General features: G+C 46.8%; 15 protein-coding genes and 2 rRNA genes. 11 read left to right on the top strand and 6 right to left on the bottom strand.

The features are described from left to right. The first annotated feature begins 126 nt into the window (after nt 1–126). The 5 genes from PGW99_RS11685 (at nt 127) to cysK (ending at nt 5,656) form a co-directional block, all read left to right on the top strand. A 23S ribosomal RNA gene (locus PGW99_RS11685) occupies nt 127–3,018 on the top strand. Between the two features lie 170 nt (nt 3,019–3,188). Further along, a 5S ribosomal RNA gene (rrf, locus tag PGW99_RS11690) occupies nt 3,189–3,303 on the top strand. A 138-nt stretch (nt 3,304–3,441) separates the two neighbouring features. After that, complete coding sequence (locus PGW99_RS11695) at nt 3,442–4,029, top strand: YiiX/YebB-like N1pC/P60 family cysteine hydrolase (protein ID WP_273777885.1); 588 nt, start codon at nt 3,442–3,444, stop codon at nt 4,027–4,029. Nucleotides 4,030–4,178: 149 nt separating this feature from the next. Then, nucleotides 4,179–4,490 carry an ankyrin repeat domain-containing protein gene (locus PGW99_RS11700; protein WP_273777886.1) on the top strand — a complete coding sequence of 104 codons (312 nt, stop codon included), beginning with the start codon at nt 4,179–4,181 and terminating at the stop codon, nt 4,488–4,490. A 167-nt stretch (nt 4,491–4,657) separates the two neighbouring features. After that, nucleotides 4,658–5,656, top strand: coding sequence for a cysteine synthase A (gene cysK, locus PGW99_RS11705; RefSeq protein ID WP_273777887.1), 999 nt, complete (start codon nt 4,658–4,660; stop codon nt 5,654–5,656). Between the two features lie 63 nt (nt 5,657–5,719). On the opposite strand, the gene PGW99_RS11710 is transcribed toward cysK, so the two are convergent. Both PGW99_RS11710 and PGW99_RS11715 read right to left on the bottom strand, forming a co-directional pair. Beyond that, nucleotides 5,720–6,247, bottom strand: a complete 528-nt coding sequence (locus PGW99_RS11710) for a lytic transglycosylase domain-containing protein (RefSeq protein WP_273777888.1) — start codon at nt 6,245–6,247, stop codon at nt 5,720–5,722. A 406-nt stretch (nt 6,248–6,653) separates the two neighbouring features. Next, a complete protein-coding gene (locus PGW99_RS11715; protein WP_273777889.1) occupies nt 6,654–7,349 on the bottom strand; it encodes a TIGR04219 family outer membrane beta-barrel protein in 696 nt (231 codons plus the stop codon). Nucleotides 7,350–7,476: 127 nt separating this feature from the next. On the opposite strand from PGW99_RS11715, the gene PGW99_RS11720 reads away from it, so the two are divergent. From PGW99_RS11720 to PGW99_RS11730, 3 genes are all read left to right on the top strand, one after another. Further along, nucleotides 7,477–8,922: an aldehyde dehydrogenase family protein gene (locus PGW99_RS11720; protein ID WP_273777892.1), complete on the top strand. Its 1,446-nt coding sequence runs from the start codon at nt 7,477–7,479 to the stop codon at nt 8,920–8,922. Between the two features lie 492 nt (nt 8,923–9,414). Next, the gene (locus PGW99_RS11725; RefSeq protein WP_273777893.1) at nt 9,415–10,890 is read left to right on the top strand and encodes a sodium-dependent transporter; all 1,476 of its coding nucleotides are present in this window, start codon (nt 9,415–9,417) and stop codon (nt 10,888–10,890) included. A gap of 12 nt (nt 10,891–10,902) precedes the next feature. Continuing rightward, nucleotides 10,903–11,022: a methionine/alanine import family NSS transporter small subunit gene (locus PGW99_RS11730; protein ID WP_273777894.1), complete on the top strand. Its 120-nt coding sequence runs from the start codon at nt 10,903–10,905 to the stop codon at nt 11,020–11,022. 96 nt (nt 11,023–11,118) lie between these two features. Here the strand turns inward: PGW99_RS11730 and rsmB are convergent, their stop codons facing one another. Beyond that, the gene (gene rsmB, locus PGW99_RS11735; RefSeq protein WP_273777895.1) at nt 11,119–12,423 is read right to left on the bottom strand and encodes a 16S rRNA (cytosine(967)-C(5))-methyltransferase RsmB; all 1,305 of its coding nucleotides are present in this window, start codon (nt 12,421–12,423) and stop codon (nt 11,119–11,121) included. Continuing rightward, on the bottom strand, nt 12,420–13,382 hold the full coding sequence (fmt, locus tag PGW99_RS11740) for a methionyl-tRNA formyltransferase (protein WP_273777896.1): 963 nt from the start codon (nt 13,380–13,382) through the stop codon (nt 12,420–12,422). Before fmt ends, rsmB begins: the two co-directional genes overlap by 4 nt. 266 nt (nt 13,383–13,648) lie before the next feature. Here fmt and ilvD (PGW99_RS11745) point away from each other — a divergent pair, with 266 nt between their 5' ends. The 3 genes from ilvD (PGW99_RS11745) to PGW99_RS11755 all read left to right on the top strand — a co-directional run bounded on the left by ilvD (PGW99_RS11745) (nt 13,649) and on the right by PGW99_RS11755 (nt 18,815). Continuing rightward, nucleotides 13,649–15,478 carry a dihydroxy-acid dehydratase gene (ilvD, locus tag PGW99_RS11745; protein WP_273777897.1) on the top strand — a complete coding sequence of 610 codons (1,830 nt, stop codon included), beginning with the start codon at nt 13,649–13,651 and terminating at the stop codon, nt 15,476–15,478. 293 nt (nt 15,479–15,771) lie between these two features. Further along, nucleotides 15,772–17,457 (top strand): dihydroxy-acid dehydratase, encoded by a 1,686-nt coding sequence (gene ilvD, locus PGW99_RS11750; protein WP_273777898.1) that lies wholly within the window; start codon nt 15,772–15,774, stop codon nt 17,455–17,457. 71 nt (nt 17,458–17,528) lie between these two features. Further along, complete coding sequence (locus tag PGW99_RS11755) at nt 17,529–18,815, top strand: hypothetical protein (protein ID WP_273777899.1); 1,287 nt, start codon at nt 17,529–17,531, stop codon at nt 18,813–18,815. A gap of 50 nt (nt 18,816–18,865) precedes the next feature. Here PGW99_RS11755 and PGW99_RS11760 read toward each other — a convergent pair whose 3' ends face one another. Next, nucleotides 18,866–20,164, bottom strand: coding sequence for a solute carrier family 23 protein (locus tag PGW99_RS11760; protein WP_273777900.1), 1,299 nt, complete (start codon nt 20,162–20,164; stop codon nt 18,866–18,868). A 360-nt stretch (nt 20,165–20,524) separates the two neighbouring features. After that, entirely contained in the window at nt 20,525–23,209 is a 2,685-nt protein-coding gene (gene ppc / locus PGW99_RS11765) for a phosphoenolpyruvate carboxylase (RefSeq protein ID WP_273777901.1), read from the bottom strand. Nucleotides 23,210–23,617 lie beyond the last annotated feature (408 nt).

Genomic DNA, 23,617 nt, shown 5'->3' on the forward strand with positions numbered 1-23,617 from the left:
TATATGAATTTAGATTGAAGCTGTACAGTGCTTAAATGCACGGGCAACAAACTGTGGATTGACTAAGTAATTAGTTAATCTGTCTTGATCCTACTTGTAGGGATTAACGACTGTTTGGGGTTGTATAGTCAAGTAATTAAGTGCATGTGGTGGATGCCTTGGCAGTCAGAGGCGAAGAAAGACGTGATAGCCTGCGAAAAGCTTCGGGGAGGCGGCAAATATCCTGTGATCCGGAGATATCTGAATGGGGAACCCACCTATCATAAGATAGGTATTGCATGATGAATACATAGTCATGCAAGGCGAACGAGGGGAAGTGAAACATCTCAGTACCCTTAGGAAAAGAAATCAATTGAGATTCCCTTAGTAGCGGCGAGCGAACGGGGACTAGCCCATTAAGTTATCTAAGTTTTAGTGGAATGCTCTGGGAAGTGCAACCATAGTGGGTGATAGTCCTGTACACGAAAGGGCTTAGATAATGATGTCGAGTAGGGCGAGGCACGTGAAACCTTGTCTGAATATGGGGGGACCATCCTCCAAGGCTAAATACTCCTGACTGACCGATAGTGAACCAGTACCGTGAGGGAAAGGCGAAAAGAACCCCTGTGAGGGGAGTGAAATAGATCCTGAAACCGCATGCATACAAGCAGTGGGAGCACCTTCGTGGTGTGACTGCGTACCTTTTGTATAATGGGTCAGCGACTTATATTCAGTAGCGAGGTTAACCGTATAGGGGAGCCGTAGAGAAATCGAGTCTTAATAGGGCGTCTAGTTGCTGGGTATAGACCCGAAACCGGGTGATCTATCCATGAGCAGGTTGAAGGTTGGGTAACACTAACTGGAGGACCGAACCCACCGTCGTTGAAAAGCCGGGGGATGACTTGTGGATAGGGGTGAAAGGCTAATCAAACTCGGTGATAGCTGGTTCTCCCCGAAAGCTATTTAGGTAGCGCCTCGGACGAATACCATAGGGGGTAGAGCACTGTTTCGGCTAGGGGGTCATCCCGACTTACCAAACCGATGCAAACTCCGAATACCTATGAGTACTATCCGGGAGACAGACTGCGGGTGCTAACGTCCGTAGTCAAGAGGAAAACAATCCAGACCGCCAGCTAAGGCCCCAAAATCATAGTTAAGTGGGAAACGATGTGGGAAGGCATAGACAGCTAGGAGGTTGGCTTAGAAGCAGCCACCCTTTAAAGAAAGCGTAATAGCTCACTAGTCGAGTCGGCCTGCGCGGAAGATGTAACGGGGCTAAAACTATGTGCCGAAGCTGCGGATGTATACTTTGTATACGTGGTAGGGGAGCGTTCTGTAAGCCGATGAAGGTGGATTGAGAAGTCTGCTGGAGGTATCAGAAGTGCGAATGCTGACGTGAGTAACGACAAAACGGGTGAAAAACCCGTTCGCCGAAAGACCAAGGGTTCCAGTCCAACGTTAATCGGGGCTGGGTGAGTCGACCCCTAAGGCGAGGCCGAAAGGCGTAGTCGATGGGAAATTGGTTAATATTCCAATACTTCTGTGTAATGCGATGAGAGGACGGAGAAGGTTAAGTCAGCCTGGCGTTGGTTGTCCAGGTGAAAGGATGTAGGCATGTATCTTAGGCAAATCCGGGGTACTCTATGCTGAGATCTGATAGCAAGCTGTACTTGTACAGTGAAGTGGCTGATACCATGCTTCCAGGAAAAGTCTCTAAGCTTCAGTTACACAGGAATCGTACCCGAAACCGACACAGGTGGTCAGGTCGAGTAGACCAAGGCGCTTGAGAGAACTCTGCTGAAGGAACTAGGCAAAATGGTACCGTAACTTCGGGAGAAGGTACGCTGCCGGCGGTGATAGGACTTGCTCCTTGAGCTGCTGGCAGCCACAGAAACCAGGCCGCTGCAACTGTTTATTAAAAACATAGCACTCTGCAAACACGAAAGTGGACGTATAGGGTGTGATGCCTGCCCGGTGCTGGAAGGTTAATTGATGGGGTTAGCGTAAGCGAAGCTCTTGATCGAAGCCCCAGTAAACGGCGGCCGTAACTATAACGGTCCTAAGGTAGCGAAATTCCTTGTCGGGTAAGTTCCGACCTGCACGAATGGCATAATGATGGCGGCGCTGTCTCCAGCAGAGGCTCAGTGAAATCGAAATCGCTGTGAAGATGCAGTGTACCCGCGGCTAGACGGAAAGACCCCGTGAACCTTTACTGCAGCTTGACATTGAACTTTGACCTTACTTGTGTAGGATAGGTGGGAGGCTTTGAAGTTGGAACGCCAGTTCCAATGGAGCCGTCCTTGAAATACCACCCTGGTAATGTTGAGGTTCTAACTCTGACCCATAATCTGGGTCGAGGACCATGTCTGGTGGGTAGTTTGACTGGGGCGGTCTCCTCCTAAAGAGTAACGGAGGAGTACGAAGGTGCGCTCAGCGTGGTCGGAAATCACGCGTAGAGTATAAAGGCAAAAGCGCGCTTAACTGCGAGACCCACAAGTCGAGCAGGTACGAAAGTAGGTCTTAGTGATCCGGTGGTTCTGTATGGAAGGGCCATCGCTCAACGGATAAAAGGTACTCTGGGGATAACAGGCTGATACCGCCCAAGAGTTCATATCGACGGCGGTGTTTGGCACCTCGATGTCGGCTCATCTCATCCTGGGGCTGAAGCAGGTCCCAAGGGTATGGCTGTTCGCCATTTAAAGAGGTACGCGAGCTGGGTTTAGAACGTCGTGAGACAGTTCGGTCCCTATCTACCGTGGGCGCTGGAAATTTGAGAGGATCTGCTCCTAGTACGAGAGGACCAGAGTGGACGAACCTCTGGTGTACCGGTTGTGACGCCAGTCGCATCGCCGGGTAGCTATGTTCGGAAGGGATAACCGCTGAAAGCATCTAAGCGGGAAGCCTACCTCAAGATAAGATTTCCCTAGGACTTTATGTCCTCTAAAGATCCGTTCAAGACTAGGACGTTGATAGGTTGGATGTGGAAGCATAGTGATATGTGAAGCTGACCAATACTAATTGATCGTGAGGCTTGACTATACAACACCCAAACAGTTGTTGTATCAAGCTAGATTCATCATAAATACTTGATTTAGTTAAAACTAAAGCTAAAATGAACACCTTAAAGTAAGATTCAATACAGCCCAATCTGTTCAAGATTTGGTAACTAAGTGGCATCAAGTAAGACCACTGAAAACCATAACAGTTGTGCTGGCGACAATAGCAAGAGTGAACCACCTGATCCCTTCCCGAACTCAGAAGTGAAACCTCTTCGCGCTGATGGTAGTGTGGGGTTACCCATGTGAGAGTAAGTCATCGCCAGCTCATTATTCCTAAAAACCCCCCTCAGGTTTTCCTGAGGGGGGTTTTTACTTTGCAGCGGAAAGTTAATAGATCATTACAATGAAAATAAAAGGAGAAAGGTAAAATAGGAGCTCATAAAAATTATAAGGAGATAAGAAGATGGCTTTTGCTATAAGTCGGAAGGATATAGACAGATTAAAGTCGGTATCTTATGAGGAAATACGTGCGACTCTGAAATCAGGTGATCTGATTTTTGCCTCAGGTGATTACTTGGTATCCAAAGCAATTCAAAAGGTGACCCATAGTCCCTGGAGTCATGTAGCGATTATTATTAGAGTTGAGGAAATTGACCGAATTTTACTCCTTGAAAGCGTTGAAGATATGGGGGTAAGAATCGTTCCCTTATCTAAATATTTACATACATATGAAAATAATAGGCCTTATAAAGGCAAAATCATTGTGGCACGTTTAAACGTTAATCAAGCTATTAATATCGCGAAATTATCAAGTTTTGGTATTGATGAGCTGACGAAGCCATACGATCGTGATGAAATTTCAAGAATTCTAGCGAGGGTGGCATTAGATAAAGGTAAGAAAAAAGTAGATGGTGAATATATATGCTCCGAACTGGTATATGAGTGTTTTTTACAGACCGGTATTGAATTTAAGTATAATCATCTAGGATTTATTAGTCCTCAGGATATTTGGCTCGATTCGAGAATAGAGCTTTTTGAGCGAATTTTATAAACTCAACAAAAACTTATGTCCTTTGTGATTAACGCATTGTGCATTACGGAGAGCAGTATTATTTTACTATGGATTTTCTAAGACTTTATTTTGCGATTGTTTCGGTAAACTCCAGTGGTTCTTTAGCTAAAAAATGAGGTCATTTCATTATGCAAATTCATTCTTTTTCTCTCCTGTCTGAAGAGGATGAAGAACTCCATCTTCCTGAGCTCGTCTATTGGGCATCATTAGGGGATCTTGAACGTGTGGCACAGCTCTTATCTCAAGGGGTGGATCCGAACCAGATAGATGATGAAGGCTATAGTGCATTACAGGCAGCTGCTGAAAATGATTCTCTGGATGTGGTAAAGCTGTTGATTGGTAAAGGCGCAGATATAAATTATAAAAGACAATATACAGCACTCGAGCTGGCAAAAATGGCGGGTAATACAGAAGTTATTGAATATCTACAAAGTTTATAAAACTGAAATTGGTCATGATCAATATTCATTGGGTCTTTTAGCTTAAGCATTATTTCTGGATTACTTGTGAAATTTTCAGATGAAGTCTTATCGTGTTGAGTGAAGCAGATCCCTGCAATCTGCTTATAATGAGAATAATTCTATATGAAGTCGAATAAGGATATAACATGTCAACTGATGCACAATTTCCAACACCACCTAATTTAGGCATTGCCGTTTATTCAAATAATGCAGAAGCGATTGGCAATACCCCACTGGTTCGTCTGAACCGTATTATTCAGAGTGGGGCAACTGTCTTGGCAAAAGTAGAGAGCCGTAATCCAGCCTTTTCAGTGAAATGCCGTGTCGGTGCAGCGTTAGTTGCTGATGCGGAAAAGCGGGGTGTACTTAAGCCGGGTATGCATATTGTTGAACCTACCAGTGGGAATACAGGGATCGCTTTGGCTTTTGTTGCGGCTGCGAAAGGATATCCGATTACCTTGACGATGCCGGCCAGTATGAGCCTGGAACGTCGTAAAGTGCTCAAGGCATTAGGGGCTAATCTGGTGCTGACCGAACCTGCAAAGGGGATGAAAGGGGCTGTGGATGAAGCAGTGCGGTTAGCGACAGAACAACCGGATGTGTATTTCTTGCCGCAGCAGTTTGAAAATCCAGCGAATCCGCAAATTCATCAGGAGACTACAGGACCAGAGATCTGGCAGGCGACTGCTGGAAAAGTCGATATTTTGGTTTCGGGTGTGGGTACAGGCGGAACGATTACAGGGATTTCACGCTATTTTGAGCAGAACCAGAATCAACCTATTTATTCTGTCGCAGTTGAACCAGCAGAATCTCCAATCATCACTCAGACTCGAACAGGTGAATCGATCACGCCTGCAGCACATAAAATTCAGGGCATTGGGGCAAACTTTATTCCTAAAAACCTGGATTTAAGCATTGTGGATGAAGTTCTGCCGGTGAGCAGTGATGAAGCCATTCAATGGGCAAGAAAATGTGCGACACAAGAAGGCATTCTAGTGGGAATTTCTTGTGGGGCCGCGTTGGCCGCAGCGGCAAAAGTTGCTGAACGTCCAGAGAATGCGGGTAAAACGATTGTTGTGATCTTGCCGGATAGTGGTGAACGTTATCTGTCATCCGTGTTGTTTGAAGGCTTATTTGAAGAATAAGTCTGCTATTTTTTCGTGGAATCCCTTTTAAGGTCGGGGTTCCACGATTTATCTTTCAATCATTTATAAAGCTTGTTTGAGTATTTTCTGTTTCTCTTGCACGGAACGTGCATATTTTTTTCCCTTATGTCGCGTCCAGAAACTATTTTCATATGCAGTCGGGCCAACATTATAATAGGCCAAGGCTTTTTTCCAGCTCCCTGCAGCTTGATTATAACTGGCTAAAATATAGGTGCCACAGCGCACATTAGTATATTCATCAAATAAATCCCCCGGACATTTTTCTTGCCAGTAGCGTGGAACGACTTGAGTCAAGCCTACTGCCCCTGCAGATGACACGACATAATTTCGATAGCTCGATTCCTGTTGGATCAGTGCAGCCATGAGCAATGGATCAACCTCATATTGATCAGCATGCTGCACAATCAGTGGAGCGACGCGACGGGCTGTATTAGATTCAACAGCATAGGCCCTTTCAATCCCAGAGGCGAGTTTTGCTGAACGTTGTGCAACTGATCCCCCACCTAAACTCGAGCAGCCAGCAATCAGCAGAGTAGAAAGAGAGAGTATTAAAATAGGTAAATTTTTCATTTTAGTTGGATCACAGATAATCAAAGAAGCAAAAAATATTAAAAAGCATGAAGCATAAGGATGGTAAGAACTGTAACTCAGTGCGTCAAGTAAGCATGTTGGAGCAATATGTAGGTGAAAAAGATTATGAATGATAAAAGAAAAGCCCAGTCATCCTAACCGGGCTTTTCTGTATGGGGTTCAAGTCGTTCACTATCGTCAACGATTCGCTTCCTGCATTTTTTATTATTTGACGAGACATCCTGTCTCTGTATGTCTCTATCATAAGTAGAATTGTGGGCGTAGGATATTCGACAATTGCGGCGATTGTTGTAGGCTGTAACGTACAAGCAAACGGTCTTTCACCATCAACAAGCATTAAAAAAGCTGAATATCCTGATTCAGCTTTTTTGTCTGTAGCAGTAATTTAGAAATGGGCATCTAAACCGATATATGGTCCTTTGAATTCAAACTTACGTTCATTGTTGCTGTTTTTATCCATTTCAATATTTAGGGCTCGATAGCCCACTTTAGCACCTAGATCGACCAAAAGATTGTCGACAAAGTTGTATTTAATTTCCGCCTGGGTATCTGAGATGCGGGTATCGTCATAATCCGTGAGCAGAGTTTCACTGCTGATACTCCAGCCGGTAAATGGAAGTTTAGCGGTCACTGAGCCGTATAACATTGGATAGGTTTCATCAATTTTACTTTGAGTAAGGCCATTGACTGTAATATCCGCATTGATTTGTTTCGCAGCGATACCAAGATCTGCGCTCACGACATTATCGAGTAATTCGTAGTAAAGAATGTAGTCAGCATTTTCCATTTGAATGTCATAGACAGGTGTATTGGCAATCTGCTGTTCAGTCTGGTTATCGATTTTGCTATAACGCAATTTGACATTGGGTAATAATGGAACAGGGTGTTCAATGGCCAGCGTCACTTGTGCTGAACCTTTTTGATCTAAGGAGAGATCACTTTGGCTTTGTGGGGCCATATTGGCATCGCCTTCTGTATACCAGTAGTCAACGCTGCCTTTGACGGCCACAAGATCGGCTTGAGCTAAAGAACTGCAACTAAGGAGGGCTGCGATGCTGAGGAAAGTCCATGTTTTATGCATTGATATGACTCCAAAAAGAATCTTATAGTGAAAAATAAATTGACGTTATCGATATAAATGAGCGCATCATATAGTAATTATGTCGATTTTTCAGGCATCGAAAGAAATAATCTGTTGAGGAATGGCAATGAGCAGTCGCAGCGAAATGGTTCTGGATTATCCCTTGTATGTGGCCGGGAAAGCTTGTGAAACCGGAAAATGGCTAGAAGTAGAAGATAAGTTTAGTGGTCAGACATTTGCACGTGTTGCATTGGCCAACTCGGTGGTGTTAGAGCAAGCGATGAGTGCTGCCGTTCAGGCAGAAGCGGCTATGGCAGCCTTAAAGCCATTCCAGAAACAGCAAATCTTGTTGCATTGTGTGCAGCGTTTTCAGCAATTGCGAGGTGAACTGACCGATATTCTGGTGCAGGAAGGCGGTAAGCCGCGACTGGCAGCTGCAGCCGAGGTTGAACGTCTGATCAATACATTTCAGCTGGCTGCGGATGCTGTGACTCAACTTGATGATGGCCGGATGATTCCGTTGGCTGTGACACCCGCCGCAGCTGCTTATCGGGGCATGGTCAAGCATGTGCCGATCGGTGCGGTTTCCTTGATTAGTCCGTTTAATTTCCCGCTGAATTTAACTGCGCATAAAATTGCACCGGCAATTGCAGCAGGTTGTCCTTTTGTACTGAAGCCGGCAAGTCTTACTCCACTGTCAGCGCTTAAAATTGCCCAGATTCTGGCGGAAACCGATCTTCCAAAAGGCGCTTTTTCGATTTTGCCTTGTGAGCGCCAGGATGCTGATGTCTTGGTGACAGATGAACGTTTCAAGCTGTTGAGTTTTACTGGTTCTGATATCGTGGGCTGGGATATGAAAGCCCGTGCAGGCCGTAAAAAGGTCACTCTGGAACTTGGAGGCAATGCGGCAGTGATGATTGAACCCGATACGGAAATTAGTGATGCGCTGATTGATCGATTGATTGCGGCAGCTTATGGCCATGCGGGTCAGGTCTGTATCAGTGTACAGCGCATCTTGGTGCATGCCGATATTTACAGCGAAGTGAAAAAGAAACTGGTCGCAAAACTGAAGAAAATTCAGGCCACAGATCCAAACTTAACCACAACCTTGGTGGGGCCGATGATTAAGGCCTCGGAAGCATTACGTTTGAAACAATGGGTCGATCAGGCCGAACAGCAAGGTGCAAAAATCTTGGCAGGTGGCAAGCTGCAGGGTGTGCTGTTTGATCCGACCTTGTTGGAAAAAGTCGATCCAAGTTTGGATGTGTACCAGAATGAAGTGTTTGGTCCTGTTGCGATTCTGGAGAAGTACAAAAAGTTTGAGCAGGGCATTGCACGGATCAATGCCAGCCGTTTTGGTTTACAGGCCGGTGTCTATACGCAGAGTCTGGAAAAAATGCTGTATGCCTGGGATCATTTACAGGTCGGTGGTGTAATTATCAATGATGTGCCAACGTTCCGTGTTGATAATATGCCGTATGGCGGTGTAAAAGATTCAGGCTTGGGACGTGAAGGGATCCAGTCAGTGATTCGTGATATGCAAGAGGAGCGGGTTTTGGCAATTAAATACTAAGCTGTAGGAATACAAGTAAAACCTGCCCGTTTAGATTGTTCAGTTTAAATTAAAAACCTGGAAAACCCTTGAGAGATCTCGCTGATGGATTGTTGATCTGATCTATCGGCTTATCTCTTTTTGCGCGATAAATTGGTGAAGGAGGATTATTCAATTTAATTAAACAGTCGAATGAGTTTTAGTCAGCTATCGAAACTAATCACAAATTGACCATTTGATAAAAATAAAGTGCTATAACGTCGAAAAAGACAGGAGAAATTACAGAAAAATTTATAAAAAACGGGTATTGTGCACGCATTAAAGAAGCAAAATTGATCGATTGGCTTTAAGCAAGCATTCATCAAGGCTGCTGGTTTGTTATTTAGAGTGCTGCGCCCAAAAGGTGTGATCTAACTGCGAACATTCAAGATTGATTTAAAGTGCACTTTGCTGGCTTGCAGCATAACAATAACAATCCTGCGCAGGTAAAGTGACCTAAGGTTTAGGTGTTCTATGACAGAAAATCGTGAAAATTGGTCCGCACGATCAGGCTTTATTATCGCGGCAATTGGCTCAGCAGTCGGTTTGGGAAACATCTGGCGTTTTCCTTATGTGGCCTATGAAAATGGCGGCGGTGCCTTCCTGATTCCCTATTTGATTGCCTTGTTGACCGCAGGTTTGCCGCTGTTGTTTTTAGATTATGCAACAGGGCACCGCAGTAATGGTGCGCCGCCCAAAGCTTACCGCTTACTGTATAAACCTGCAGAAACACTGGGGTGGTGGCAGGTTTGTGTCTGCATGGTAATTGCCCTGTACTACGCGGGTGTATTGACCTGGGCAGGCAGTTATGTCTATTTTTCGGTCGGGCAGACTTGGGGCAGTGATCCGGAAAAGTTCTTTTTTAATACCTTCTTGCAAACTTCATCCGCATCAGGTTTTGATTTTACCTTTATTCGTCACCTGTTCTGGCCCTTGGTCGCTGTCTGGGCAGTGGTGCTGATGATCCTGTATGGGGGAGTGAAAAAAGGGGTTGAGCTGTCCAACAAAATCTTTATGCCTTTACTGATCATTTTATTCAGTATTCTGGTGATTCAGGCTTTGCGTTTGCCGGGTGCGGCACAAGGTTTAAATGCCTTTTTTACCCCGAACTGGTCAGCGATGATGGACTATAAAGTCTGGCTGGCGGCGTATGGCCATATCTTTTTCAGCCTCTCCGTCGGTTTCGGCATCATGGTGACCTATGCGTCCTATCTCAAGCCGAAAACCAACCTGACCGGTTCAGGACTGATCGTCGGTTTGGCCAATTCTTCCTTTGAAATTCTGGCAGGGATTGGCGTATTTGCAGCATTAGGTTTCATGGCACACGCTGCCGGAACCTCGGTAAAGGATGTGGTCAGTGGTGGAATTGGATTAGCCTTTATTGCTTTCCCGAAACTGATTTCCAGCTTGGGGCCGGGTGCAGACCTGTTCGGTTTATTGTTCTTTACTTCATTGCTGGTGGCCGGGATCACCTCGATGGTGAGTATCTTGCAGGTACCAATTGCAGCCCTGCAGGACAAGCTTCACTGGAGCCGTAAGCGAGCAGTGACTGTTGTTGGCGGCAGTACCGGTGCAGTTTCGATTTTCCTGTTCTCTACCGCGAATGCCATCAAGCTGGTGGATATTATTGATCACTTTATCAATAACATCGGGATTGTGTCAGGTGCCTTGGTCTCGATTGTCATGGTGTCCTGGTTTAAACGAACCTTGATGCAACAGTTTGAAATTCACATCAATAGCATTTCCACCATTCAGTTGGGTCGTACCTGGGAATTTACCTTGACGGTGATTACTCCTGTGGTGCTGTTATCGACCTTATTACTCACCTTAAGTGCATTGTTACGTCAAGGTTATGGAGATTACAGCTTGAGCCTGCAACTCTGTTTTGGCTGGGGCAGTATCATTTTCTGTATTCTCGGGGCGATTGCCATGAGCAAAGTGAAAGACTAAAGGAAGTACAAGATGAATACATCCGCAATCATTATGATGGTAATTTCCATTGTATTTCTCTGGGGTGGACTGATTCTGGCGATTCTACATTTGATGCGCCATCCGGAATCTCTCGATGTCGAGGATGAATAAGTCCACTTTCATACCGTTATTCTGAGCAAAATAAAAAAGTCATGATGTATCAACATCATGACTTTTGTTTTTGGATAAGAGCCTATAGTTGGGTGATTAGCTCACTTTCTGGATCAGGCAATAAAAGAAGCCGTCACCACCTTGGGCTGTAGGCAGTAACTGTCGGCCATGCGTCTGTTCAATGCCCCAAGCGGCGTCGATTTTAATTTCTTTGGCGTCTAGATGTTCAGCAAAGAAATTTTGCATTTGCTGTTCATTTTCCGCTTTCAAAATCGAACAGGTGATATAGAGCAAATACCCCCCCACTTTCAGCTGTTGCCACATGTGTCGCAAAATCTGCTGTTGCAGTTCGATGGTTTGTGCGATGTCGCTGGACTGGCGTAACAGGCGGATATCTGGATGGCGACGCAGGACGCCAATGGCAGAGCAGGGTGCATCCAGCACAATACAGTCTAGCGCTGCTGGCGCAGTCCATTCGGTTGCATCTGCAGCCACAATTTCGACCTCTGTACCTGTCGTTAACTGTAAGCGTTCCAGATTTTCGGAAACTCGCAGTAAACGTTTGGCATCCTGATCAAGCGCCGTGAGTTGCGCTAGATTGTATTTTTCCAGTAGATGGGCAGTTTTCCCACCTGGTGCCGCACAGGCATCGACCACGGTTTTACCGGTTAAATCCGGCAGGATTTGCGCACAGAGCTGTGCATGTTCATCCTGTACCGAAAACCAGCCTTGTTCATAGCCGGGAAGTTCACTGATTTGTACCGATTGCTCCAGTACAATTCCGACCGGTGAATAGGTGCAAGCGCGTGCCTGAATGTCTAGGCCTTGTAGTTTATTCAGGTAGGCATCCCGACCAATCTGGCGCTGGTTAATACGTAGCGTGAGTGGTGCAACCTGTTTTAACTCCTGACACAGGTGAGCAATCTGTTCAGGCCAGTCCTTTTTTAGACGTTTATACAGCCAGCTTGGCAGACCATGGGCTTGCTGTAAGGCATTCTGGAAATCAGATGTTTCACGTGAAACACGACGCAGAATGGCATTCACAACACCACCGAGGGCCTGAAAACCTAACTGTTTAGTGGCATCGACAGTTTCGGAAATCGCAGCGTGCGGGGCAATGCGGGTGCAAAGCAACTGATACAAACCCACATAGAGGCAGGTTTCGACGGTTTCATTATTTAGCGGCTTGACTAGTAATGGTAGGGTAATGCTTTTCAGCGCGAACCACTGACGCAGGCTGCCCAGCACTAACTCATGGAACAGGGCACGATCACGTTCGTTCACTTTAGCTAAGTGCAGTGGAAGAATGCTGGATAGTGACTGGCCTTGCTGGACGGCGAGCAAGGTACGAATCACTTGTCCACGTAAATTGAGATGTGATGAGGATTCAGGCTGATTCATGCGAGTATTTGTCCTACCTGAAGTTTCTGGGTTTGTGCGATTTGTACCGCATTGAGGGCTTTGCCGCCCGGCCATTGTAGACTGGTCAAGCACACGGCTTGCTGATTGCCACAGGTGACATGGACGCCGTGTTTATCGATGGCCAAAATGGTTCCGGGAACAGCCTCATTGACCGGCTGTTCAGATAATAGCGAACCCCAAATGCGCAAATTGTTATTTTCATCAAGGGGAATAAACGCCACCGGCCACGGGTTAAAGGCACGGATATTGCGGTCGATACTGATAGCATCTTGGGTCCAGTCAATACGGGCTTCCGCTTTAGACAACTTATGGGCATAAACGGTGAGAGCTTCGTCCTGTACTTCACGTTTATCCAGATAGTGTTGTAGTTTTTCTTCGGATTCGAGCACCGCCACAATGGCTTCAGCACCTTGTACAGCCAGTTTGTCATGCAGGGTGGCCGAAGTATCATCGGCGGTAATTGGACAATAGGTTTTATACATCATGTCGCCGGTATCCAAACCCGCGGCCATTTTCATGATGGTGACACCGGTTTCCTGATCTCCGGTGGCAATGGCACGTTGAATAGGTGCGGCACCACGCCAGCGTGGCAGTAATGAACCATGAATATTCAGGCAGCCATATTTTGGTGTATCCAACACGACTTGTGGCAGGATTAAACCATAGGCAGCTACCACCATGACATCGGCATTCAGTTCTTTGAGTTGTTGTTGTGCTGCCAAACCTTCTTCTGTAGAACTTTTAAAATGTAGCGGCTGATAAACCGGTAAATCATGCTCAAGCGCCAGCTGTTTCACCGCAGAGGCTGTGAGCTTTTGTCCGCGACCGGCTTTACGGTCCGGTTGGGTATAGACCGCGACAATCTCATGCTCGGTTTTCAGGAGGGCAGCCAAGGCAACGGCTGCAAATTCAGGAGTTCCTGCAAAAATGATTTTCACGCATGCCATCCAAAATAAACTTGCCTAAAAGTATAAGGCAAAACCCGATGAAGACCTAAAATTGTCCTGTTGGATTGCATGCGATCTGATTATTTCTATGGAAAATCAGGATGGATTGAAAAAGATCGTATCTAGATTTATCCGTTCAGGGGCAACTCATAGTATGATGAAAGGATATCTTTGCTGATCACCGACCAGAGAGCTGGTCCTTCAGCGCAAGGGATTATAGGATTCCTTTCGAGCACAAACTTTGTTGGAAACACACAATGCCTGATTATCGTTCAAAAACATCGACCCATGGAAGAAATATGGCTGGCGCACGTGGCTTATGGCGTGCAACGGGAATGAAGGATGAAGATTTTGGCAAACCGATTATTGCGGTGGTCAACTCATTTACCCAGTTCGTACCGGGTCATGTGCACCTGAAAGATTTAGGCCAGCTGGTAGCAGAACAGATTCAAGCATCCGGTGGTGTCGCGAAAGAATTCAACACGATTGCCGTGGATGACGGGATTGCCATGGGACATGATGGCATGCTGTATTCTTTGCCATCGCGTGATTTGATTGCCGATTCAGTCGAATACATGGTCAATGCGCACTGTGCGGATGCGATGGTGTGTATTTCCAACTGTGACAAAATCACCCCGGGAATGTTGATGGCGTCTATGCGTCTGAACATTCCGGTAGTGTTTGTGTCTGGCGGCCCAATGGAAGCCGGTAAAGTCAAAATCCGTGGCAACGAAAAAGCCATCGATTTGATCGATGCGATGATTGTCGCGGCTGATGACAACTATACCGATGAAGAAGTGGCTGAATACGAACGTTCAGCTTGTCCGACTTGCGGTTCATGTTCAGGCATGTTCACCGCGAACTCGATGAACTGTTTGACAGAAGCACTGGGTCTATCTTTGCCGGGTAACGGTTCAATCGTGGCAACTCATGCTAACCGTAAAAAACTGTTCGAAAGAGCGGGCCAATTGATTGTAGAGTTGGCGAAACGTCACTATGAACAAGACGATTACAGCATCCTGCCACGTTCAATCGCGACCAAAGCGGCGTTTGAAAATGCCATGACTTTGGACATCGCCATGGGCGGTTCAACCAACACGGTATTGCACCTGTTGGCGGCAGCGAATGAAGCGGGTGTGGATTTCACCATGTCGGATATTGACCATTTATCTCGTAAGGTTCCAGTGTTGTGTAAAGTGGCTCCGGCTAAACAAGATGTGCATATGGAAGATGTGCACCGTGCAGGCGGTATCATGTCGATTCTAGGCGAACTGGATCGTGCCGGTTTGTTGCAAACTTCGGTTAGCACCGTGCATGAAAAAACCTTGAAAGATGCCTTGGACAAATGGGACATCATCCGCACTGAAGATGAGCAAGTCTATCAGTTCTACCGTTCAGCACCGGGCGGTGTACCAACACAAACTGCATTCTCACAAGACCGTTACTATTCACGTTTAGATGGTGACCGTGAAAATGGTGTAATCCGTAACGCGGAACATGCTTTCTCTAAAGATGGTGGTTTGGCAGTGCTGTACGGCAACATCGCACTTGATGGCTGTATCGTGAAAACCGCTGGGGTGGATGACTCAATTCTGAAATTCACCGGTACGGCTCGCGTATTTGAAAGTCAGGATTCTGCTGTTGACGCGATTCTCGGTCATGAAGTGAAAGCTGGTGACGTTGTTGTGATTCGCTATGAAGGTCCACGTGGTGGTCCAGGCATGCAGGAAATGCTGTATCCAACCAGCTATCTGAAATCGAAAGGTTTGGGTAAAGAGTGTGCCTTGTTGACGGATGGCCGTTTCTCTGGTGGTTCTTCAGGTCTTTCGATTGGCCACGTTTCTCCAGAAGCTGCTGAAGGTGGTGCAATTGGTCTGGTAGAAGATGGTGATATCATTGAAATCGACATTCCAAACCGTACCATTCACCTGAACGTGGATGATGCCACTATGGCTGCGCGTCGTGAAGCGCAAGACCATAAAGGCTGGCATCCAGTGGAAGAGCGTAAGCGTAAAATTTCCAAAGCCCTGAAAGCGTATGCGATGCATACCACCAGTGCAGCAAAAGGTGCGGTACGCGAGATCTAATCTCTCGTCCGTCAGCTTTCAAAAAAGCACCCACAAGTGATTGTTGGGTGCTTTTTTATGGGCTCTAGAATTTGAAATTACCCGCTTTATGCTGTAACTCAACTGCTAGGGGAGGTTTCGTGTAGTGCTATTGAGATGAAAGACGAATCCTCAATCCACGAGGTTTACGGTCGACCGGTACAGCGATACCTATTTTGTCTTGGTCAAAAATATTCAGTTCGATACAATCGGTTCAGGATAAGCGAATAACAACCATCGTAATTAAGGCCAGCATTGAGCCACGGAGTCCCCCTATGAGTAAACAAAACATCCGCGAACATTCTTCCCCGGTTTTTGATGGCGTAGAAAATGCACCTGCACGTTCCATGTTGCGTGCTGTGGGCTTCCGTGATGAAGACTTTAACAAACCGCAGATCGGCATTGCCTCAACCTGGGCCAATGTCACGCCGTGTAATATGCACATTGATGGTCTGGCGCGTGAAGTGGAAAATGGCGTGAATAGCGCGGGTGGTAAGGGTGTTATTTTCAACACCATTACCATCTCCGACGGGATCTCGAATGGTACTGAGGGTATGAAATATTCCTTGCTGTCACGGGAGATTATTGCTGATTCGATTGAAGCAGTGGTGGGCTGTCAGGGCTATGATGGTGTGATTGCGATTGGGGGCTGTGACAAAAATATGCCGGGCTGCCTGATGGGACTGGCACGTTTAAACCGTCCAGGGCTGTTTATTTATGGGGGGTCGATCCAGCCGGGTAAAGGAAATACCGATATTATTTCCGTATTTGAAGCGGTGGGCAAACACGCCAAAGGTGAATACAGCGAAATTCAGGTCAAGCAGATTGAGGAAGTGGCGATTCCGGGTCCCGGTTCCTGTGGCGGTATGTATACCGCAAACTCGATGGCTTCTGCGATTGAAGCCCTAGGCATGAGTTTGCCAGGTTCTTCAGCACAGGAAGCTGTATCCAAAGATAAATTACTGGACTGTGAACGTGCCGGTGCAGCCGTGATGAATCTGCTGCGTCTTGACATTAAACCACGTGACATCATGACCAAGGCGGCTTTTGAAAATGCCATCAAGGTATTGATTGCACTCGGTGGATCCACCAATGGCGTGCTGCATCTGATCGCGATGGCACATACGGCAGGCGTAAAAATTACCCTGGATGATTTCTCGCGTATTGGCGCTGAAATTCCGGTGGTTGCGGATGTGCGTCCATCGGGCAAATACTCCATGTCGGAGCTGATCGCGATTGGCGGGATTCAGCCTTTAATGAAACGTATGCTGGATGCCGGCATGCTGGATGGTTCTTGTTTAACTGTCACAGGTAAAACCCTGGCAGAAAACCTGGCGGATGTGGAAGATTACCCAGCAGGCCAGCAAATTATCATGCCATTTACTGCCCCGATCAAAAAAGATTCTCATCTGGTGATCTTGAAAGGCAATCTGTCGCCAACCGGAGCTGTGGCTAAAATTACCGGTAAAGAAGGCCTATACTTTGAAGGCCCGGCGCGGGTGTTTGAAGGTGAAGTTGGTGCCATGCGCGGTATTCTGGATGGTGAAGTGCAGGAAGGTGAAGTGGTGGTGATCCGCGGTGAAGGTCCAAAAGGCGGGCCAGGCATGCCGGAAATGCTGAAACCGACTTCGGCGATTATTGGTAAAGGGTTAGGCCAGTCTGTGGCATTGATTACCGATGGGCGTTTTTCGGGGGGCAGCCATGGCTTCGTCATCGGTCACGTTACCCCTGAAGCCTATGAAGGTGGCCCGATTGGTTTGGTGCAAAATGGTGATAAGATCTCCATCAATGCGGAAACGCATGAAATTACTCTGCATGTTTCAGATGAAGAGCTGACGGCCCGTAAAGCTGCTTGGGTCAAACCGCAACCGAACTACACTTCAGGCGCTCTGGCCAAATTTGCCAAGCTGGCGGCTGGGGCCGATAAAGGTGCGGTGACCGATCTTCAGCTGGATGTGTAATTGATCATTTGATTTTGAATTGATATAACCCTTGTAGGAATACAAGGGTTTATATTGTCGAGGCCATTCTCATGTCACTGCTGCGCCGTTGGTTTGATCCAATTCGATCGAGCTGGTTTTACCAGAAACCGTCTCGACAGGAGGTGCTTTCGACCGAGAAGGGGTTGAGTATCTATTTACGTCTGGATGATGTTTATAGTTATCTAGCCGTACAGACCCTGGCGCAGCTGGACGAAATTCTGAGCGATGAGTTAAAACCGCTGAAGATTGTTATTTCTAGCTATGCACCTGAGCCACCCAATGGCATGAGTACGGCCGAGTGGCAAAGCTATTGCTATAACGATGCCAAAATTCTGGCCAAGCAGCATCGATTTGGTTTTGATGAATTTCCGGAAACACCCAAACAAGAAGCGCTGGAGCAGGCGACGGTCATTCTGAAAAACACACCCTTACGCGGGCAAAATTTTCTGTATCTGTTAGAAGATGTCTTTCATATGCTGTGGCAACAGCAATATGGCAAGCTGAAAACCCTGTATCAAATGGCCAGCCAGCATCACACGCCACAAGATATTCCGGAACGGGTGTTTAATCAGATGCCTGTTCTGGTGAGTTATTACGAGTTTGGTGAACGCCAATACCATGCGGTTGATGATTTGCTACGTTTGACCCGGCGTTTAAAACAGCAGCATTTGCTGACGGGTAACCCGATTTTTCTGATCAATCATATTGAATGGCGCGAGCATCTGATTAACGATGCCGAAGCACTCACTGAGATTCAGTCACTGCACCCTGAACTCGACCTGTTTATTGCACTGGAAGATCCGATCAGCTGGCTGTTATTGGCCTATATCAAGGAAGAATTGGCGGATTACTATAATATCCAATTGAATCTTTATCCGATTGGTTATCATCGCCGTGACTTTTTTGACTGGAGTCTGGCCACCCGTTTATCGAAACGGACCGAAGTAGCCTTTACCCCATTCTGCCGCCCCACCCAGGAGGCTGCGCTGAATATGGCTCATTTGTTCTATAGCGTACCGCAAGAGCAACAGTTGGAAGGCATGTATGAAATCCTGAAAGCAGTCTGGACCAAGGGCAAAGATTTCTCCTTTAAGGCCCACCTGCAGCAAATGCAGCAGGCTTTGGGAATTGAACAGCTGGCCGAGGTGGATGTAGTCAGCATGTTGCAGCAGAATGACGCGTTGTGCACAGCCAAACATCAGCCGGGTTTTCCGGTGCTGGAATTACGCATTGATGGACAAAGCTATGTGTTTAACAGCTTATACCGGATCTGGATGGTTGAAAGCATTTTTAGTAACGTACTGGAAGACCGCTACAAACAGCAGGAAACTGAATAATTCCATAAAAAAAGCAGCCCTCAAGGCTGCTGAATACATGACATAAATATTCAATAGCTAGGATCTTTCAGGCTAAATAGCCAGTTCAGCAGAATTGCGGCAAAAGTCGCGGTTCCGATGCCGCCTAGATTGAAACTGCCCAAGGTCAATTCAAAATTTCCCGCGCCCAAAATCACGGTCACTGCAGCAACAATCAGGTTTTTGTTGTTGGAAAAATCCACTTTGTGTTCAATCCAGATTTTGGCACCAGCGATGGTAATCAACCCAAACACCACAATTGAAGCCCCAGTGAGAACCGCGCTCGGAATGGTACTGATGATTGCACCAAATTTCGGTGACAAACCGAGAAAGATGGCAAAAATACCGGCAATCACAAAAATAATTGTGGAATACACGCGGGTGACTGCCATTACTCCAATATTTTCACCATAGGTGGTCATACCCGGTGCACCCACACTACCTGAGAGAGTGGTGGCTAGGCCATCTGCAACAAAGGCCTTACCGAGTTGTGGGGTGAGATTTTCTCCGGTCATGGCACCAACCGCTTTGATATGTCCCAAATTTTCTGCCACCAGAATCAGGGCGACTGGGGCAATAATCAGCATGGCATTCAGTTCAAAACGAGGACTGGAGAAAGTAGGCAAGCCGAACCACGCTGCCTGAGCCACTGTTGAAAAATCGATGGCTTGACCGAAGCCTAAGCCATTGGTCAGTAGCGCATAAAGTGCATAAGCCAATAACAAGCCGACCAGTAACAGTAGCCGCTGTAGCAAACCTCGGCTAAACACGGCAATCAGTCCCATACAGAGTACAGTCAGGAGGGCCATCCACATTTCGAACGGTTGCCCTGCAACGCCTTTGACCGTAACCGGTGCTAGATTCAGACCAATAATCATCACCACCGCGCCTGTTACGACAGGAGGCATCAGTTTTTCAATCCAGCGTGTCCCGGTGAGCATCACCATAAAGCCAATCAGGGCATACAGCACCCCACAGGCCACAATGCCGCCTAAGGCGACCGATAAATTCGGATTGGCACCTGAACCGGTAATGTGCCCGGTCGCTGCCGCGACAACCCCAATAAAGGCAAAACTAGAACCGAGATAGCTGGGAACACGTCCGCCTGTCAGGATGAAAAACAGCAGGGTACAGATCCCTGACATCAGAATTGCCAGATTCGGGTTAAATCCCATTAATAGAGGGGCTAAAACTGTGGCACCGAACATGGCAAATGCATGCTGAATGCCCAGTACCAAACTTTGCAAGGGGGGGAGGTATTCATTGGTTGAAACCGGCCGCTGTTCCATGTGGCCATCATAAGGACGCCATTTGGGAAACCAATTGGACATAAAATGAACTCTTTAAGTATCAATTCGGCACATCATACCTGTTCTTGCATCAAGATTTAATTGACCGAAGTGCCAGGCTGTTAAGTCAAAAGCTTGATTTAATTTTATATTTATACCAAATGGTAAAATTGTGGTGCGATTTTAGCTAAACATAACTGTATCAATTTATTGTGCATTTTTTCTTGAAGATCAGCAGATAAATCTATCCATTCCTGTTAAATATAGATAGATTGATAAGAATAAAAAAACGATATAATTTTTTGATGGATTAAAAATTAATCATAATTACTTTTTAAATATAGACCATTTGGTCAATAAAAAGCGGTGCCAGCTCAGGCAGCACCGCCTCGGTATCAGATTTTAACCCGTATTACGTAAACCTGCGGCAATACCGGCAATCGTGACCATCAACGCATGGTCCACTGGCGTATGTTCGGCATTGCGCTCGGCCAGATAAATTCGGCGACGTTTCATCAACTCGGCCTGTAACAGATGTAAAGGCAGCAGGTAGGTTTTACGCACCCGCATGGATTGATCCAGAACCTCATTTTGACTGAGCAATTTGGATTCCCCTTTGATGGTCAAGAGCGTCTGTACCGCATCATGTAGACGTCGGCGCAGTTCGGCACCTAAAGTTTTTAGGTCTTCATCATCCGTCAGTTGTGATTCGTAATACAGTGCGATATTGCTATCCGCTTTGGACAAGACCATTTCCAGCATATCAATCAAGGTCTGGAAATACGGCCAAGCCTGCAGCATTTCATCCAGTACCGCATGCTGACCTTCAGCAAGTACCTGATTGATCGCTGCACCTGTCCCGAGCCATGCCGGTAACATCAGACGAATCTGTGTCCAGGCGAATACCCATGGAATCGCACGTAAGGACTCGATGCCACCGCTGACTTTGCGTTTTGCCGGACGTGAGCCCAAAGGTAGCATTTGCAGTTCAAGCTCCGGTGTTACGGTACGCAGGTACTGCACAAAATGTGGATTTTCCCGCACTGTTTGACGGTAAACTCCTACTGAGCATTCGGTCATCTGGTGCATCAGTTCACGCCATTCCGGTTTAGGTTCAGGCGGAGGTAACAGCGTCGCTTCCAGGGTAGCGGCAGTGTAAACTTCCAGATTTTGCAAAGCGATGCCTTCCAGACCAAACTTAAAGCGGATCATTTCGCCCTGTTCCGTCACCCGGATTGCACCAGAAATGGAACCTGGCGGTTGTGAGAACAAGGCTTGCTGGGTTGGTGCACCGCCACGGCTAATCGAACCGCCACGGCCGTGGAAAAGGGTGAGCTGGATGCCATGCTGTTGAGCGACTGCGGTCAGTTCTTCCTGTGCGCGATACTGTGCCCAGTTGGCGGACATAAATCCGGCGTCCTTGGCGGAGTCGGAATAACCGATCATCACCTCATGTTTGCCCTGAATATGCTGTTTGTACCAGTGCATACTGAATAGGGTTTGCATGGTTTGTGCTGCGCCGTCTAGGTCTTTCAAGGTTTCAAACAGTGGAACCACACGTAAGGGTTGTTTGATGCCCGCTTCTTTTTGCAATAACAGCACGGCCAAAACATCACTTGGATATTCCGCCATGGAAATAATATAAGCCCCCAAGCATTCTGCCGGCTGTTCGGCCAGGGTGCGCATGGTTGCGAAAACCTCTTTGACATCAGGATGCTCAATCAGGCTGTCTTGTGGTTCATTCAGATATTTTGGCAATAATGGACGTTTGCTTTGCAGTTCCTGCAGCAGGAAATTCTGGCGTGCCTGCTCGGTCCAGGTCTCAAAATTACCCAAGCCCAGATATTCGGTAATCGCTGAAATGGCCTGACGATGGCGTCCGGATTCCTGACGAATATCCAGTTTTAACAGTTCAATCCCGAAGCAGTTGACCCGGTGAATAAAGTCCAGCAGTTTGCCATTGGCAATTTCAGGTAAATTACAGGCCAGCAGTGAGCGATAGCAGAGCAGCAGCGGTTCGAGCAGTTCCTGTTTGCTGTGAATCACCCCTTCATCATCACTGTCTATGCCTTGCAGTTTTTGCGCTAGCCATTGGCGTGTCGCTTTCAAGCGTTCACGCGTGGCACGCAGATAGGCACGGTAAGGTTCTGGATGTTCACCTCCCAAAGCCTGGATCAGTTCATTCGAGCAGCTTTGAATCGACAGTTCCCAGCGTAAATCTTCAATGTCACGCAGATACAACTCAGCGGCCTGCCAGCGGGATAACCAGAGCACTTCTTGCGTCACCTTATGGGTGACATTCGGGTTGCCATCCCGGTCACCGCCCATCCAGGAGGCGAAACGGATCGGTGCGACGGCTAACGGCAGTGAACGACCACAATGCTGTTCCACCAGTTCATTCAGTTCACGCACAAATTTGGGAACGGTATTCCACAGGGTTTGTTCGATGGTGGTAAATCCCCATTTCGCCTCATCGATCGGTGTCGGGCGGTTTTGGCGGATTTCATCGGTTTGCCAGGCGGAGCAGACTAGCTGTTTCAGTTCATTCAACACGTCCTGACGCTGTTTTGGGGTCAGTTTCTGCTGGTCAAATTTACTCAGGCATTCATTAATATCATCATATTTTTGAATCAGGGTGCGGCGGCTGACTTCAGTCGGGTGGGCGGTCAGCACCAATTCAATCTTCAGCTCACAAATTTGCTGAAAAAGGGTATCTGCTGAAATCTCGTTGGCTTTAAATTTGGCAAACAGATGATCCAGTGGATTCGGTGAAGGTGCATCCGGGTCAAATTCACTTTGTCGGCGGCTACGCACCACATGGTACTGTTCGGCAATGTTGGCAAAATTCAGGAAGTGGGTAAATGCCCGTGCCAAAGGTAGAATTTCATCATCTTCTAAAGTCAGGAACAGTTGTTCGAGTTGCTTTTCTGCTTCAACCTGACCATCACGTGCACCTTTCGCCAAGGCACGTATCTGCTCAACCTGATTAAACAAATCGTGCCCGGCGTGCTGTTTTAAGGTTTCACCGAGTAAATTTCCAAGTAAGCGTACGTCCTCACGCAGTGGAGCATCAATTTGTTGAATCATGTTTTTTGTCTCCTGTTGTTCTTGTTTCGAATATAACGCGATTCCGTGACATTCCAAGTCCTCACATGTTTATTCTCTAAGCATTTATCATGTTTTTTTCGCAGATCACAGCAAAAAGAGCAGCTGATGGTTGATACGGCAACCAGAAGTTTAGGCTGATCGATAAAAAGAGCTGTTCAGGCTGTGAAAAGCATCTAGCAATACTGATATTTTCTGTACAATAAAAGTGCAAATTATTTGAAGTGTTAAGCAGTTCTCGTTTTTATTGAAGACAGCTTTGCTGCGCCAAGTGACTAGTGTCAGAATGTATTCATAAGGCGTAATTTTTTTACGAATATGACGTGCGAAAGATAGAAAATTTCAATATAGTAGCGCCCTATCTTTTAAACAAAATAAACACAGTATTTT

The organism is Acinetobacter sp. GSS19 (assembly GCF_028621895.1).
Classification (GTDB): domain Bacteria; phylum Pseudomonadota; class Gammaproteobacteria; order Pseudomonadales; family Moraxellaceae; genus Acinetobacter.

Excerpts from the sequence above, each read along its gene's own strand:
- PGW99_RS11695 (WP_273777885.1), top strand. The coding sequence starts at position 3,442 with ATGGCTTTTGCTATAAGTCGGAAGGATATAGACAGATTAAAGTCGGTA.
- PGW99_RS11700 (WP_273777886.1), top strand. The coding sequence starts at position 4,179 with ATGCAAATTCATTCTTTTTCTCTCCTGTCTGAAGAGGATGAAGAACTC.
- cysK (WP_273777887.1), top strand. The coding sequence starts at position 4,658 with ATGTCAACTGATGCACAATTTCCAACACCACCTAATTTAGGCATTGCC.
- ilvD (WP_273777898.1), top strand. The coding sequence starts at position 15,772 with ATGAGTAAACAAAACATCCGCGAACATTCTTCCCCGGTTTTTGATGGC.
- PGW99_RS11720 (WP_273777892.1), top strand. The coding sequence starts at position 7,477 with ATGAGCAGTCGCAGCGAAATGGTTCTGGATTATCCCTTGTATGTGGCC.
- PGW99_RS11725 (WP_273777893.1), top strand. The coding sequence starts at position 9,415 with ATGACAGAAAATCGTGAAAATTGGTCCGCACGATCAGGCTTTATTATC.
- PGW99_RS11760 (WP_273777900.1), bottom strand. The coding sequence starts at position 20,164 with ATGTCCAATTGGTTTCCCAAATGGCGTCCTTATGATGGCCACATGGAA.
- rsmB (WP_273777895.1), bottom strand. The coding sequence starts at position 12,423 with ATGAATCAGCCTGAATCCTCATCACATCTCAATTTACGTGGACAAGTG.
- PGW99_RS11715 (WP_273777889.1), bottom strand. The coding sequence starts at position 7,349 with ATGCATAAAACATGGACTTTCCTCAGCATCGCAGCCCTCCTTAGTTGC.
- PGW99_RS11710 (WP_273777888.1), bottom strand. The coding sequence starts at position 6,247 with ATGAAAAATTTACCTATTTTAATACTCTCTCTTTCTACTCTGCTGATT.
- PGW99_RS11730 (WP_273777894.1), top strand. The coding sequence starts at position 10,903 with ATGAATACATCCGCAATCATTATGATGGTAATTTCCATTGTATTTCTC.
- ppc (WP_273777901.1), bottom strand. The coding sequence starts at position 23,209 with ATGATTCAACAAATTGATGCTCCACTGCGTGAGGACGTACGCTTACTT.
- PGW99_RS11755 (WP_273777899.1), top strand. The coding sequence starts at position 17,529 with ATGTCACTGCTGCGCCGTTGGTTTGATCCAATTCGATCGAGCTGGTTT.
- ilvD (WP_273777897.1), top strand. The coding sequence starts at position 13,649 with ATGCCTGATTATCGTTCAAAAACATCGACCCATGGAAGAAATATGGCT.